Genomic DNA, 15226 nt, shown 5'->3' with positions numbered 1-15226 from the left:
CACCGAGAGTTTCTCATGCAAGCCGGTGAAGGAAAAATTTGCCCTGGCAATATCGGTATGAAACGGGTGAAAAACCTTCGTATGAAAACTAAACTTTTGCGGCCACCTTCGTCATGAAATCTCTACTGATCATTATTCTGGCGGCACTCGTCGCCACGCTATACGTCGGCTTTTACGAAAAGATGGAAGACGCGTATCCGAAAAAAGTATTCTTCGTAAAGAAAAGCCCGACCTTTCAAATCGAGTTTGTAAATATTTTCGCATACGAATCAGATGATAAAAAATTGAGTGAGCTGAGTGCAGAGGAGCGACATCTGGTCATCCAGTATTGCAAATATCGATTAGGTATCACTTCAACATTGCAAAACCAGAACGAACTTGATGAATGCAAACGAAGGTAAAAAAACCTAAACACATTCAAGCCGAGCTCACCTCTGGCACCAAAGTCATCCGCAGAGCTGCGTCATTCCGCTGCTCACCGAGCTGATCAGGCCCAATACTCGCTGAAACCTCACAAGAGTAATCCTGATAAACTGCCTCACCATCAGCATCACCGATTGCATATTCCCAATGCCAGTAAACAACGCCAGACCCGCACCGCTCTCCCGCCGCTTCTCCGTCGCCCCGATGATGGATTGGACATAGATCTCCGCTTGCGTCCCAGAATTACTACTCAAAAAACGCTTGGGCGCTGCTCTTGTAGCAAACTTTAAGCAACCATCGACTTATCTGACCCGTAGCGCTTCAAAGCATTTTTGAGGCAACTGTCAGCGGGGAACCTTATGGTGAGACACAGGGAAAGCTTGGACCCGGGGCTACACCCACCGTGCATGTGGGCTATCAGTGAGGAACAATGACCTGCTTTGGCGTGCTTGTTCGCTTCCTCGATGAGGGCCGGTCTAGCCATCCAGGCAGCCCCGCTAAGATCACAGCGACAATCGGTGCGGTGCCGAACGGTTTTGAGTCAGTATAAAACAGGTACAGTGCGGCTACCGCGCTAACACACATGCCCAACGTCTGAATCGGGGCGACCTTGAGAACGGAACTCGCCTCATCCATTGGGTTTCGTTTCATCTATATTTCAGACTTACAATGCAAACCTGCGTCGCTGCGCCCCGACTGCCTGTCGAAGTGGCAGTGGACCAGGTGTCCAGATGATCGAAGGCTGAGTGTCGTGGAATCCGCAGGCAGGCGTGGAACTTACCGCGAAGGCAGGCGGGAGCTTCATCAAGCTCGACGCGGGCGGGATTACCATGATCGGCCCCATTGTGAATGTGAGGGCCAATGCTGGAGGTTCCACCGGAACCGGGATTGGCATCAAGTCGCCTAGATTGCCGGGAGTTGTGGATCAGGACTGGGCGGGGAATTTGATGGATACGGCGTTGGGCGTTAGTGAATGCACCACCTGAGAAAGCTGAACCGAAGACTTTTTTGTGTGTTCAGAGTGATGAAGTCTGCAATAAAAAGGAGCGATCGAGTGCGAAATTCCGGTTTTAAATGGTTAATCCCGCTCACTTTAGGGATGAGTTCAGGCGCCTTTGCTGCGCAATGCCCGATTCATGACTTTGCCGGGTTTTTCAAGGAATTCTCTACAAACCCGGAAGTGCAGCGAGCCTTCACTGCATCCCCGGTAGTCCAGCAGACGGTCCAGCCGAAAGGATCAGCTTATCGGGTGGTGCCGAGCCCCTTACAAGCTGTTGATGCTCCAACTCTGTCACTACTGGCTGCCGAAAACGTTCAAAAGCTTGGCCTGAGCGCGACGGTTCAATTGCCGAATCAAGCCTACATACGCGACAATAAAGGCAAGGTATTGACGATACTGACCTTCAAGCAGGCCGATTGCTGGACATTAAGCCGTATTGAAGACTGGTCGCTCGAAAAAGTACTTGATGCTCAAGACCCAAGCGGTAAATTATCACTTGCTGTAAGAGCCTTTAAACGTGGGGAGTTGTTTAATCAGTTGGGCATGGAGACTCAGTCTCAGTCATCAGCTCAACTCTACGTATCGGCATTGGACAGCTATCTGGACGGTGCTGAGCAAGGTTCTGCGGAGGCCGCTTTTGCTGCGGCGGCAATCAGTTTGTCTGGCCAGGCACCCCGTCTCGAAAACGCAAAGATTCTTGGACTGCTTATCGATGCCTCCAAGGGCGTTCCTGAGGCAGGAGTGGCGTTGGCCGACTTTTATTGTAACGAGGGTGAAAGCGAGGAGACGCGAGCGTGTTTGAACCCCGAGAAATCGCTGGATGCTCTTGTAACGGCGGCACGTTCAGGTGCTCCTTCAGCGCTGATGCAGTTGGGAAGTGCCTACGAATTCGGCGCCATTGTGCCGAACGACCTACCCAGAGCGATGGCCTGCTATAACGAAGCCGAAAAAGGAGGGCATGAAGCAGCGTCCTCAAACGTAGACCGGCTTCGCAAAAAAGGTATTACCGTAGACAACGACATTCACTGTCTTAAAGCAGGACGCTTTTTATGAGCACTGGATTACTCGAACAGCGCGCTAATTACCCTCACACGGGGTATGAGTATGGTTATGGCAGCACTGGTAACAGCGATGCCGATGGTAACGGTCGTAAAGAGATAGACTGCTCGCACCTCCTAACCAAAATGCTCACTGGCGCGGGCTATACCATCCCTTACAAAACCACGAGGGAGTTAGCGTCAGACACCACCCACTACGATTTCATTGCTCTGAATGATGTCCAAGAGGGTGATATTGCACTGTGGACGACAAAGGGGCATACCGGTGTTGTAGAAAAAATGGAGGCAACTCGCACTAAGGGTGAATTCTTTGGATCGCAAACCTCTACGGGACCGAAGTCCGCAAAATTCGGCGCTGGCGCTTACTGGCCGATGCCCGACAAATATCTGAGGCCTAAAGCCCAGTATCGAAGCGGAGAGCAACCGGCACCTGCTCCAGCGCCCGCGCCTGCCGGGCCAGTACCCTTGATGACTTTCCAATATCCGTTCCGCAAGGCTGACGGGAAGCAGTTCATTGATGCAGAAGAAGTTTATAAGGCGTTGGAAGGAGAGACATCCGGCCACTACCTGCTGGGAAGTAATAACTTCTGGCACGGTGGTATCCACATAAGTGACAAGAGCGCCCCGCAATGTGTGTTGAATGAGCCCGTGCGCTGTATGGCCGACGGTGAGGTTGTCGCTTATCGTCTGAATGAGGATTATCTGGAGTCCACGTTTGGTGACAACGAGAAAAAACTCAAATACTCCAACTCCTTCTGTCTGGTGCGTCATGAGTACAAATCTCAGCCAAATCCTGAGACGGGCCCGAATAAAGATAAGCAAAACAAGTTAACGTTTTACAGTCTGTATATGCATTTGCTGCCTTACCAACGCTACCCGCTTGCATCAGACGAAACACCAACGCCTAAGGTGACCATGACGGTGGGCGACTTCAAGGCTTATGACGCCGCTCCAGCAACAGGCATGGCGAGCGAGTCGTGCGGAACGCTGGCAAAAGGAACCAGGCTGGAAGTACTCGAAACTGCTATGAACGGAGACGTCACTTATGCCAAAGGCAAGATTTTGTCAGGCAGTGTGAATCAGGGCTCGGTCAAGAAGCGAAGTGAAGGCGCTGAGGTCTGGTTTGCCTATTTGAAGAATGGTGAGCCGTACAAAAACTCACAGCCTATCCAGATCTGGGTTGCCGACAAAATACCTGAGCGAGTAAGGCCCAACTATTGGCAAGGCAAGGTAAGGGCACAGACACTCAAAAAACTGGATATGTACGGAGATCCTGCAGTTGCAGAGAACGGTAAACCTGTAGGCGCTTCGGTTGCTTTGTCGCAGCTCAATCCAGGCGGTGTCATCGAGTTTGATAGCAAAGAGGTGTTGAACCTCAATGTGGCTGGTGTTACTCGTAGAATGGCGAAATGTACAAATGTCAGTGCCGTGTTGGCAGGCGCCGGGACAATACCGCCCAGCTTCTGGATATTTGTAGAAAACGCTGCGGACTATCACATGCTTGACTGGACCTCTCTGACCCCAAGCAGCTTCGATTCAGTCCAAACCGCCGGCACAGGGATCAAGGCAGGAGACCCGATCGGTTACCTGGGGAAAACAGAAAATCTGACCGGTGAAGATGGCGGTGTCTCCAGCAAGTATCAGGTACATATTGAGATTTTTACCGACGAAGCAGAGGTCAAAGACTTTCTCAAAAATACGACTGGCTTAAAGAAAGGGAAGCAGTACCTTCATCTAGCGGTCGGGGCAGCGCTCAAGAAAAAAGCCGCTGCAACGGAGACCACTTCAGTCAAGAAACAGCACGCGGTTGACCTGAGTAAAGCTCCGGTCATCAAAGAGGGGGCTGAAGACTGGTATGAGGTCAGCGTGACAGAGGACGGGCAGTCTGTAACAGGGTTGGTGAAGAAAGCGAGTGCTGTCATCATCACTCAGCACGATTGGGAGAAATTGGGGTTCCAGATCGTCGAGGAAAACAACGCGACAGCAGACGGCTTCCTTGATCCGGAGGACATGCCTGCTTTTTTCAAGGAGTTGTTTGCGAAAGTAGATACGAACCATGATGGGGATGTTTCTCCTGGCGAACTCACGGAAGCGTTAAAAAATGCCGACACCAGGGATCAGTGGGCAAAGCTGATCGCTCATCACCCAACAGAGTGGAAGTACAACGCAGACGCGGCCAAGTGGAGCAGGCTGGATAAGCTGCTTGAGACATCGCCTAAGACGCTTAAGCACGAGAAAGAGCGTATTAGCAAATATGTTTTTTGGGAGGCGCTTACCGGTAAGGCGAGTATGAGTACTGACGTGGTTTGGCACTTTCATCCGATCGAGTTCTTAAAGAATATAAGCGCAAAATCCGGATTTTTATTTACGCTCGAAATGATTAGAAAAATCTACCCATCGGTAGATGCTTCCAGACAATCAGAACTGCAGGAAGTCGCAGATGAGTTAAATGCGCACATCAATTTCTTCCGGCTGGATACCCCGCTAAGAAGGAGCCATTTCTTCGCGCAGGTCATGCAGGAGACAGGTGCCTCTCTCAGCGTTGAAGAAGGATTTCTCTGGAAAGCGTCGGCTCTCATTGGGTCCTTCTCATATTTTCGGAATAACCCTGCTGCAGCACGTGCACATGGTTACGATACAACCAAACCAATAAAAGCCGATGGAACACGAGTAAATCAGGCAGATTATGAAGCCGTTGCTAATGGTGCATATGGTGGGCGTGCGGAACTAGGGAATGGGGACTTCGCAAGTGGAGATGGCTGGAAATATCGCGGTCGCGGTCTTAAACAGTTGACAGGTAGAGCAAACTATAGAACGTTTACTACGTGGTATAAAGCTAACTCAAGCGAATGGCCAGGTGAAGATCATGATTTCGAAGAATCTCCCGATTTACTCATACAGATTAAATATGCTGTGCGTTCAGCAGCGTATTTTTGGGTGGGAAATCGTCTACATTTGAGAGCGGATGCTGGTGCAACTGATGCTACTGTTGAGTCGATAACAGATATTGTTAACAAAAAAACCAATAGTAGGAAAGCCAGGGTAGATAATTTTAAACTTATCTGGAACGAGGGCTATTTTAAGTGAATGTGAAGTTCAGTTGGGGCGGAGGATTAAGTCTAAGCGCTTCGCTATTTGCTGCTGTTGTTTTTTTATATACCGGACAGTCAGGTGCAGGTCAGACAGATGTAGACAGTTTAGGTATGACTTTATGCGCGGCGGATGAGGACGTTTATTTTAGCTGTCCTCTACCCGGAAATAAAATTGTCTCGGTATGTGCGTCTAAAAACGATACTCCTAGCGTTGGTTATGTTCAATATCGATATGGTGCACCCGAGAATGTAGAGCTGTCGTATCCAATCACAAAACTCCCTCCGAAGGGTAAGTTTTTTTTGGTCGACGCTTCGGAAGGAAGCGTTAACAAAAATATTATAAAATTTAAAAATGGTCGATATACGTATTTGCTGGCGCAATCATTCGTTAGCTATCTGACTGTTTTAAAAGATGAAAAATTGTTACTGAGAAAAAATTGTGAAGAAGGCGGTTATGCCTTTATTAGCCGGAAGGCTGATAAAGGCATCGAGGCTATGCCCAAAAGCGCTGAGGATTTCAAATGATTTAACATGGCTTGTGCTGGAGTAAACGTTTATCGCTCTAGTGCCTGGTTTTTGAAGTAGGTAACCAAAAGGCTACTCTAGTATCTCAAGGTGCTAGAGGTCGCCTCAGAGATTCACCGTTCGGCTATCCAAAAGGAGTGGACTGGTTTAACTTGTGATTTTTAAACGGCGAGCTCTAAGCTGGTTGTGCGAGCAGACAGCAAGCCCCCTTATATAACAGGCTCAGGGATGGCGGTGAAGTCACGTCCGGCTTTCAACTTGACTAGCAAGCCATCCAGAATCGGGTAGCAATAATTCCAGATAGAACTCTTTGCAACGCTTTGCCCAACGTCAGCGACGTGACAGCAGCTTATCGCGATGGAGAACCGCCTCGAATCCATGCACTGCGTCCTCAGCAAGGTCTGGGTGTTGGCGCTGCCCCTAGATTGACCCGATTGCCGACGCAAGACTGCCCCATCTCCAAACCTGCAAAAATCCAGCACAGACAATGATTCACGAGGGGTCAAACTGGGGCAGTGAAATCTCGGCAACTGGGTCACCTCGGCATCGGCGCCAATACTCCATGACTTTGAGGTGAATCCTGATCTGTTGGTTCAGATGAAATATGCGGTACGATCCGCTGCGTTTTTCTGGATAGATAATGAGCTTTATCGGAGGGCTGATAATGGGGCTAATGACTCAACAGTTCAGTCAATAACCGATGTAGTGAATTATAATACTGATAGCAGAGTTGCACGAATAAATAATTTCAAGAAAATTTGGCAGCAGGAACTATTTAAATGAGCAAGCGCTATGATTAAGTCTAAACTTACCGCCATCACCTGTTTTTTTTGTTCTATGCTTTGCATATCCTGGGTGCAAGCACATGACGATGAAATAGAGAAAACACTATGTAGCGCTAACGAAAAAATTTATTTTAGTTGTACTTTTTCTGATGAGAAAATAGTTTCGATATGCGCATCTGGCAATAGTGATCCCAGCTCCGGGTATGTTCAATATAGGTACGGCACGCCGAACAATATTGAAATGATGTTTCCACAAAAGCAGCTCCCGCCCATGAAAAGATTTTTTGTGGTGAATGCTTCCGAAGGAAGTGTAAATAAAGATATTATAAAATTTAAAAATGGAAGCTATACATATCTTGTTTCGCAGATGTCAATGAGCAATTTGACTGTGCTAAAAAATGGCAAAATGGTTTTGCGAAAGGTATGTGGGAAAGGCGGCAAAAAAGTTATAAGCCTAGAGGCAAGAGAAGGTATTGAAACAGTGCCTAAAAGTGATGAGGATTTCAAGTAACCTATCGAATCGGATCGATCGGCGAGCTTTGTATGTACATAGCCGATGTGTAAAAATACAGTTATAACGTAGCGCCAGTGCTTAAGCGCTCGCGCTGAGGACTCTTTTGCAGAGATATCTTAAAAGCGCTATTTGTATTTGCTGTCAAACAAAACATCCTGAAACCAGCATCACAGCAAATACAGGGCGAAGCCGGCTAACCGGAGACGCCGGCTCATGAATACTTTGACACCTAAGGAGACCCCCCACCGATTCAGCACCAATTTCCGACAATACATTTTGACCCGAGCCTCTATACATATCGAGTGTGTGGAGGGGGCATCGATTTTTCCTCGACCTACAGGCTCTTTGCCCTGGTCTTGTTTTGCTCGCATTGGGACAGGCCGTCGTTACCTAGCTTCTGACCAGGATTCTTCATGTCGCGAACCAGCACCGCCTGCCTGGATTCGTCGAGATCCTCCCAGCGTATCCGAGTGATTTCCTCTTGCCGGCGTGTCGAAAAGAGTGCGAAAGCGATTGTTTTCGGCATAAGAATCGAGTTATTGCCCCGAGTCTGCATGTCGAAGAAATGCTTCATCAGCTTGCCCAACTCATCAAGAGTAGGCTGGCGATTACGCTCTTTGCTCTTGGTGACCATTCCGAGCTTACGCAACACCTTTCGAGCGTCAGTCTTGGCAAGCGGATCTATCTCATACCCCAGGCCGTTCTAGCAACCGAGAGGACCGCTCCTAGGCGCGACAGATCATTCCCGACCGCGTGCGCCTGGACACCGCCTCCCTCTTTGCTCATCCGCCACTGAGCAAACTCCACCAGCTTCTGACTATTCAGCGCCGAATCATCGACCTCGCCCAGCCACGGCTCCTTGATCGCCGTCAGGGTTGCTCGCTTAGTCTTCCCCAGCGGTCGGATCTTCTCGTATTCGTCCTGGTCCTGATCAATCATCTTCTTGATCGTCACTCCCTTCCGATTCGCCCGCTCAATAGAACTTGGCTGAGCCAACTCCGTTTCACGTCGCTTGATCCATGCCTGAGCCACCTGCTTACGGTCGAAGGTTTGGCTTTCCTGATAAACTGTCTTGCCATCCCGATTGATCCGTATCTGCGCCGTGTAGGCTGTCGAGTTGTCCTTGCGCTTACGTGCTGTGATCGTGCCCATTTCCAGTTGCTACATTGCCGAATTCGATCGCTACAATGTAGCAACCGACTCTAGAAAACAAGGGAAAACGGGTAAAAACCGCTGTATAAAAGATCAGTATTAATGAATTCCGAAAAAGCCGTACCTCCAGTAAACGCTAGCCCCTCCCGCTCAGTGCCGTCCCGCCGCTTCTCTGTCGCGCCGATGATGGACTGGACCGACCGCCACTGCCGGTTCTTCCTGCGCCTGCTCTCCAGGCACGCCCTGCTCTACACCGAGATGGTCACCACTGGCGCGATCCTGCATGGCGACCACGAGCGCTTCCTGCGCCACAGCGAAGCCGAGCACCCGCTCGCGCTGCAGTTAGGCGGCAGCGTGCCGGCTGATTTGGCCGCGTGCGCGCGCATGGCGGAGGCTGCCGGTTACGACGAAGTGAACTTGAATGTCGGCTGCCCTAGCGACCGCGTGCAGAACAACATGATCGGCGCGATTTTGATGGCGCATCCGGCGTTGGTGGCCGATTGCGTGAAGGCGATGCGTGACGCGGTGTCGATTCCGGTGACGGTGAAGCACCGTATCGGAATTAATGGGCGCGACAGTTATGCCGAGTTGTGTGATTTCGTCGGGCAGGTGAAGGACGCGGGGTGCACCAGTTTTACGGTGCATGCGCGCATTGCGATTCTGGAGGGGTTATCGCCGAAGGAGAATCGCGATATTCCACCGTTGCGCTATGACGTGGCGGCGCAGTTGAAGCACGACTTCCCAGAGTTGGAGATTATTCTCAACGGCGGCATCAAGACGCTTGCGCAGTGCCAGGAGCATTTGCAGACGTTTGACGGGGTGATGTTGGGGCGCGAGGCTTATCACAACCCGTATGTGCTGGCGGAGGTGGATCAGCAGTTGTTTGGCAGTACGGCGCCGGTGATCAGTCGGGCGCAGGCGTTGGCGCAGTTGCGGCCTTATATTGCTGAGCATTTGGCCAGTGGCGGGACGATGCATCACATTACGCGGCATGTGTTGGGGCTGGGGACTGGGTTTCCAGGTGCGCGCAAGTTCAGGCAGTTGTTGTCGGTGGATATTCACAAGGCCAACGACCCGCTGGCGTTGCTCGAACAGGCGGCGGAGTTGCTGGAGGGGCGGTGATTGAGGGGCTGGTGAGCTGGGTGGGTGTCAGTTGATTTGTTGGGGGGCTGAGAGACCGCTTTCGCGAGCAAGCCCGCTCCCACAGTTTGACTGTGGTGGTCATGCGGCACTTGGGTTGAACCTGATGCGCATTTTGGCCTCCTATTATTAGTATGGCCGGTCATTCAAACGGCTGTTTTCAGGTTGTTGCCCTCGCAAACGATCGAACGCATTTGCGCCCTTGAGCGCCTGCCGGCGCTCGGGTAATGTCATCAGACCCAAAGGACAGAGCACGCTCATGACTTCCAAGCTGGAACAACTCAAGCAATTCACCACTGTCGTAGCCGATACCGGCGATTTTTCTACGCTCGCCAAGCTCAAGCCACAAGACGCGACCACCAACCCTTCCCTGCTGCTCAAGGCCGCTTCGATTGCAGGCTATGCCAAGCTGCTGGATGAGTGCGTTAAAGACTGCAACGGTGACGTGGGCCTCGCCAGCGACCGGTTTGCGGTGGCGGTCGGTCAAGAAATTCTCAAGGTAGTACCGGGGCGTATTTCCACCGAGGTGGATGCCCGCTTGTCGTTCGACACTGACGCCGTACTCAAGCGTGCGCACCGCCTGATCGACCTGTATGACAAAGCCGGCGTCAGCCGTGACCGCGTGCTGATCAAGATCGCTTCCACGTGGGAAGGCATCCGCGCGGCAGAGACGCTGGAAAAAGAAGGCATCCAGACCAACCTGACGCTGCTGTTCTCGTTTGCCCAGGCTGTGGCCTGTGCTGAAGCCGGGGTATTCCTGATTTCGCCGTTCGTTGGCCGTATCTACGACTGGTACAAGAAGGCCAACGGCAGCGACTACACAGGTTCGGATGACCCGGGCGTGCAGTCGGTGACGCGCATCTACAACTACTACAAGGCCAATGGCTACAAGACCGTGGTGATGGGCGCGAGCTTCCGCAACCTCAGCCAGATTGAAGAGTTGGCCGGCTGTGATCGCCTGACCATCAGCCCGGACTTGCTGGAGAAGCTGGCAGCCGATGAAGGCAAGCTTGAACGCAAGCTGTCGCCAGGCCACGCCGGTGAAGCGCGCGTGCATTTGACTGAAGCACAGTTCCGTTGGGAGTCCAACGAGGATGCAATGGCCACCGAGAAGCTGGCGGAAGGGATTCGTCAGTTTGCTCGGGATCAAGAGAAGCTGGAAGCGCTGTTGACTGCCAAGCTGTAAGACAGCCGGCGACAAAAAGGGCGGCACCTGTGAGGGTGCCGCCCTTTTTTGTGTTTCGTTGATCTCAAACCAGTCACAGTTCAAACTGGGGAGCTGGCTTGCCTGCTCCCACATTGGACGGGGTTTCAAGTCTGGGGCTTAGTGGCGTTCTAGCGCGTTGACGAGGTCGTGGAAGGCTTCGCGGTTGGACTCGTTCAGGCCCATCAGGATTTTGTGCGCTTCCAGCACCTTGATCCGTACCACTTCCTCGGACTGGTCCTGGGATGGCAGGTCGGTCAGGCATTCCGGGCACGGGATCGGGCTTTCAACGATGTTGAACACTTGATCAAAGCCCATCGACTGCAACAGACGGGTGATGTCTTCGTGGGTGGTGACGACGGTCGGCAACAGGCCGACCTTCTGCCGCGACAGAATGGACAACTTGGCCAGCAAGCCAAGGGTGGTGCTATCGATGCTGCGGGTTTCGGTCAGATCGATCACGATCGCCGAGAAATTCAAGGCTGTGAAAATCCGCTCAATCGTCGCATCCAGCGCCGAACACAACGTCAGGCGCACTTCACCGACAAACTTCAGGACGAAAGTCCCGTCTTGCTCGGCGAATTGGATTCTTCCGGTACTCATCAAAGATTCCTGCTCAACACCAATAGGGCGATATCATCCGGCATCTCCCCTAGCGTGGCCAATCCAAAAACCTGCCGCAGGCCATCCAGGCTGCCGCCCGCCGACTTGACCTTTTGGGGCAAGGCGGCTTCTTTCTCCTTGAGTGTAGGCTCTGGGAGGAGGTCCAGGATGCCATCCGACATCAGCGTAAGGCTGAAGGTCGGCGGCAGTTCCAGGATGTGGTCTTCGTAGGTGGCTTCATTAAACAAGCCCACCGGCAGACCACGCCCTTCCAGGTAACGCACACTGTCTGGAGTGTATAAAACCGGCATCGGCAGGTGACCGCCAATGCTGTAGGTCAACAGACCGGTTTCTTCGTCGATCACGCCGCCGACCATCGTCACGTGCTTGCCCAGCTTACAGCTGATCAGGCCTCGATTGATGTGGCCCAGTACCTGGGAGGGCGTAAATTCCGGCAAGGTTCCGTTGCGCTTGGACTCGAACAACAACCGCGTGGTCATGAATTTCAACAACACGGTAACAAAAGCAGAAGAAGCGCCGTGGCCGGAAACGTCAGCCAGGTAGAACGCCACGCGGCGCTCATCCACACGGAAATAATCGACAAAATCCCCCGACAAGTACAACGACGGGATGATCTGGTGGGCAAACTTGAACGCGTCAATGCTCCACGGGCTCACCGGCAGCATGTTCATCTGCACCTGGCGACCGGCGTTCTGGTCTTCCTGGAGCAGGTTGAGGCTGGCTTCGAGCTCGCGGTTGGCGGTTTCGAGCTTTTCGCGGTAGCGCTGGTTCTCCAGCAGCAGGCGGGCGCGGTCGAGCGCGCGGCGCACCGAATGCTCAAGCACAGCCAGGTCTTCGAGGGGCTTGATCAGGTAGTCGGCAGCGCCCAGGCGCAGGGCCTCGACGGCATCGTTCATCACGCCGGCACCGGAGACAACAATCACGGGCGTCTGCGGGGCAAGCTCAGTGACCTGGCGGATCAGCTCAAGGCCGCCCATTTGGGGCATGCGCAGGTCGCAGATCACAAGGTCGGGCTTGTCGCGCTCGAATACCTGGAGACCCTGTTGGCCATTACTGGCCTGCAGGACGCTGAAGCCACTGTCTTCCAAATAGGCCGCGAGACTCGCGCGCACTACTTCGTCGTCATCGATTATCAGCAGCGTGGCACTGGTTTTTTGCATGTGGGCAAACGGCGCCAGAATTAGGTTGGCGTAGGCGGCTCGGCAATGGCCGGGCTCACGTACTGGATTCGCTTTCTAGCCTCTCTGTCCTACAAAGCACGGGCTTTTGGCCCACGCACAACGGTAAAGCAGAGGTGCCCTTCTAAGGCGCAGACGGTACTCCCATCCGTCAGGGGTTTCAAGCTCATGCCGATGGTCGCCGGACGTCTTTACACCGCAAATCACCGGGAGTTATAAGAACAGCCATCACCACAACACAAAGTAAGGATGGCAGCTGTGAGCGAACACGAGCGCGACTACGCCGAAAAACGCGATTTCATCCGCATGCGAGTGGATGCCGATGTTTCTCTGATCCACGCCGGCCAAGAGATTGCCGGGGTCTGCGTGGACCTTTCAAGCACCGGCATGCAAGTACAGGCACCGCGCCAGTTTGCGGTGGGTGACACACTGACCGTGCGCATCGATTCGGAGCACGCCGCCCTCAAGGGCCTGGAGGCGGACACCGAAGTCGTTTGGGCCAAGACGACTGGCGAGGACCAGCACCTGGGCCTCAAAATCCTGAAAATGCGCTGAAAGCCGCGCACAAAAAAGGCGACCACACGGGTCGCCTTTTTCATTTCAAAACATCAACGCTTAAAAGTCGTCTACAACCTTGCCGTCCTTGACCTTGAACTCACGGTTCTGCAAGTAGGCGTTACGGATGAAGGTGTATTTGTCGCCGGTGATCAGCTTCTCGCTGTCGAGCAAGCTGGCGCGGGTGTCAACGATGTTCAGGCCGAAGGTGCTGTTGCGCCAGCCGATATCGTTCATGTAGCGATACGGTTGGGTGTAGCTGTCGACGTACTTGGACGGCGCATCACGCAAGGTGCTTGGGCCAAGCAGCGGCAGCATCACGTAAGGACCGCTGCCGACGCCCCAGTAGCCCAAGGTCTGGCCGAAGTCTTCATCGCTGCGTTGCAGGCCCATTTTGGTGCCTACATCGATAAAGCCCAGCACGCCGAAGGTGGTGTTCATCAGCAAACGAGCGGTGTCGACACCGGCCGCGTGTGGCTTGAGCTGCAACACGTTGTTGGCAAAGTTGCCGACGTCGCCGATGTTGCGGAAGAAGTTGTGGATGCCATCCTGCATGAACTGCGGGGTAACAAACTGATAGCCCTGCGCCAAAGGCTTGAGGGCGTAGGTATCAACGGTGTCGTTGAAAGAGAAAATCGGACGGTTGATGCTTTCCCATGGGTCGTCTTCCGACGCAGCCTGGGCCGCAAACGGCGCCAACAGGACAGTGGCACACACAGATAGCTGAGCGAAATATTGGCTCCAGCGCATAGCTTTTGCTCCTTGAATAGTCTGTCATGGGCGCTATGCCCTGAATTAAGAACGTGAGTATATGACGGAAGTGTCGAGTTAGGCATCTACTAGGAAACGTCATCGGGCAAATGGATAAAATTCCTACAGTCACACCGGAGTGTCATGTGCTTGTCATCCTGGCCAGATAGCGTCACAGCTATTTCAGGAACCTTTAGATGCCTCAGGCCGAAATTGCTCTCGCCAGCGCACCCTCTTTGACTGCCGTGCTCTTCGGGCTTAGTGGCTGCCTGGTAGATTTTGGTTCCCTGGCACGCAGTGATTCGCCCTCCCCCGACTCCCAAGCCACGTATGGCGCATTAAAAATCCTGCATGACCTCAAAGAGCAAGGCGTGCCCTGCGCCTGGCTGGACGAGCTGCCCGCCGCCGTCACCCGCCCATTGGCGGCCGCGTTGCCTGACTGGCTGAAGGCGACTGCGCCCGCCGCCATGCGCTGGCCTGCCCCGCATGCCTGCTGGCAAGCCTTGATGGAATTAAACATCGAACGCCTGGAAGGCTGCGTGCTGGTGAGTGGTGAGCCGCGTTTGCTGCAATCGGGCCTCAATGCCGGGTTGTGGACCATTGGCCTGGCGTCCTGCGGCTCGCTGTGCGGCCTGGCGCCCGAGCAATGGCAGGCGCTGACCGAGCAGCAACGCGAGCACAAGCGCGGCAGAGCCACAATGGCGCTGTATAAGCTGGGCGTGCACTCGGTGATCGACCACCTCGGCGAGCTCGGCAGCTGCCTGGCAGACATCCGCCTGCGCCAGCTCAAAGGCGAGAAGCCCTGATCAAGATCATGCACAGTCGGCCCCGGTGGATTAATCTACAGGTCAGCCCGTAGACCTTTCCCGGCGTGCCGCGGTCTATGCCAGTGCCTATCGATAAAAGGAAGAACGCTATGCCTGCCCGCGAAAAACTGCAAGAACAGGTCAACATCCTGCGCGAGCAATTGAATCAGGAGCCGCCGCTGCCGCTGGAAAAACGTGAAGCGCTGGAAGCCTTGCTTGCCAGGTTTGAACTGCAACTGGAATTGGAACCAGCCACTCAGGCACCGAGCATTGCTGACGATGTGAATCGCGCTGTAGAAGGCTTCGAACTCGACCATCCGGGGATTGCCGGGACGCTGCGCAATATCGTGATCACCTTGGGCAACATCGGGATTTAATCCAGGCCCGAAACCAAAAGGTGGGAGGGGGCAAGCCCCTTCC

Annotated in this window: 13 protein-coding genes and 2 pseudogenes; 11 read left to right on the top strand and 4 right to left on the bottom strand. The window is 53.2% G+C overall.

Translation table 11 applies throughout. From position 1 onward, the window contains the following. Window positions 1–113: 113 nt before the first annotated feature. The 6 genes and pseudogenes from AO240_RS20685 (at window position 114) to AO240_RS28445 (ending at window position 7394) form a co-directional block, all read left to right on the top strand. Entirely contained in the window at window positions 114–401 is a 288-nt protein-coding gene (locus AO240_RS20685) for a hypothetical protein (RefSeq protein ID WP_099238793.1), read from the top strand. 783 nt (window positions 402–1184) lie between these two features. Further along, window positions 1185–1497: pseudogene (locus AO240_RS29055) on the top strand (hypothetical protein); the annotation flags it as partial. Beyond that, window positions 1478–2476 carry a sel1 repeat family protein gene (locus tag AO240_RS20670; RefSeq protein WP_099238789.1) on the top strand — a complete coding sequence of 333 codons (999 nt, stop codon included), beginning with the start codon at window positions 1478–1480 and terminating at the stop codon, window positions 2474–2476. The pseudogene AO240_RS29055 and the gene AO240_RS20670, both read left to right, overlap by 20 nt. Beyond that, the gene (locus AO240_RS20660) at window positions 2473–5568 is read left to right on the top strand and encodes a hypothetical protein (RefSeq protein WP_256586012.1); all 3096 of its coding nucleotides are present in this window, start codon (window positions 2473–2475) and stop codon (window positions 5566–5568) included. Before AO240_RS20670 ends, AO240_RS20660 begins: the two co-directional genes overlap by 4 nt. Further along, entirely contained in the window at window positions 5565–6098 is a 534-nt protein-coding gene (locus AO240_RS20655; protein ID WP_177445850.1) for a hypothetical protein, read from the top strand. The genes AO240_RS20660 and AO240_RS20655 overlap by 4 nt, the downstream gene beginning before the upstream one ends. A 792-nt stretch (window positions 6099–6890) precedes the next feature. After that, window positions 6891–7394: a hypothetical protein gene (locus tag AO240_RS28445; protein ID WP_143505415.1), complete on the top strand. Its 504-nt coding sequence runs from the start codon at window positions 6891–6893 to the stop codon at window positions 7392–7394. Between the two features lie 385 nt (window positions 7395–7779). Here the strand turns inward: AO240_RS28445 and AO240_RS20645 are convergent. Next, window positions 7780–8549, bottom strand: a pseudogene (locus tag AO240_RS20645) (site-specific integrase); the annotation flags it as partial. Between the two features lie 102 nt (window positions 8550–8651). On the opposite strand from AO240_RS20645, the gene dusA reads away from it, so the two are divergent. Further along, a complete protein-coding gene (gene dusA, locus AO240_RS20640) occupies window positions 8652–9671 on the top strand; it encodes a tRNA dihydrouridine(20/20a) synthase DusA (protein WP_099238787.1) in 1020 nt (339 codons plus the stop codon). A 277-nt stretch (window positions 9672–9948) separates the two neighbouring features. Next, window positions 9949–10875 carry a transaldolase gene (gene tal, locus AO240_RS20635; protein ID WP_058414746.1) on the top strand — a complete coding sequence of 309 codons (927 nt, stop codon included), beginning with the start codon at window positions 9949–9951 and terminating at the stop codon, window positions 10873–10875. A gap of 138 nt (window positions 10876–11013) precedes the next feature. Here the strand turns inward: tal and rssC are convergent, their stop codons facing one another. Together rssC and rssB are read right to left on the bottom strand one after the other, a co-directional pair. Continuing rightward, the gene (rssC, locus tag AO240_RS20630) at window positions 11014–11496 is read right to left on the bottom strand and encodes an anti-sigma factor antagonist RssC (RefSeq protein ID WP_058414747.1); all 483 of its coding nucleotides are present in this window, start codon (window positions 11494–11496) and stop codon (window positions 11014–11016) included. Next, window positions 11496–12677 (bottom strand): two-component system response regulator RssB, encoded by a 1182-nt coding sequence (gene rssB / locus AO240_RS20625; RefSeq protein WP_058414748.1) that lies wholly within the window; start codon window positions 12675–12677, stop codon window positions 11496–11498. Before rssB ends, rssC begins: the two co-directional genes overlap by 1 nt. 276 nt (window positions 12678–12953) lie before the next feature. Between rssB and AO240_RS20615 the strand changes: the two genes are divergently transcribed. Next, window positions 12954–13250: a PilZ domain-containing protein gene (locus AO240_RS20615; RefSeq protein ID WP_058414749.1), complete on the top strand. Its 297-nt coding sequence runs from the start codon at window positions 12954–12956 to the stop codon at window positions 13248–13250. Between the two features lie 60 nt (window positions 13251–13310). Here the strand turns inward: AO240_RS20615 and AO240_RS20610 are convergent, their stop codons facing one another. Beyond that, window positions 13311–14000: a VacJ family lipoprotein gene (locus AO240_RS20610; protein WP_099238785.1), complete on the bottom strand. Its 690-nt coding sequence runs from the start codon at window positions 13998–14000 to the stop codon at window positions 13311–13313. A gap of 197 nt (window positions 14001–14197) precedes the next feature. Between AO240_RS20610 and AO240_RS20605 the strand changes: the two genes are divergently transcribed. Beyond that, window positions 14198–14806 (top strand): phosphatase, encoded by a 609-nt coding sequence (locus tag AO240_RS20605; RefSeq protein ID WP_099238783.1) that lies wholly within the window; start codon window positions 14198–14200, stop codon window positions 14804–14806. 110 nt (window positions 14807–14916) lie between these two features. After that, entirely contained in the window at window positions 14917–15183 is a 267-nt protein-coding gene (locus AO240_RS20600) for a DUF4404 family protein (RefSeq protein WP_058414752.1), read from the top strand. Window positions 15184–15226: the final 43 nt, after the last annotated feature.

Source organism: Pseudomonas sp. ICMP 460, from assembly GCF_002723595.1.
Lineage (GTDB): Bacteria > Pseudomonadota > Gammaproteobacteria > Pseudomonadales > Pseudomonadaceae > Aquipseudomonas > Aquipseudomonas kitaguniensis.
The sequence above is the reverse complement of the archived record's forward strand: the minus strand, read 5'-3'. Positions and strand labels throughout refer to the sequence as shown.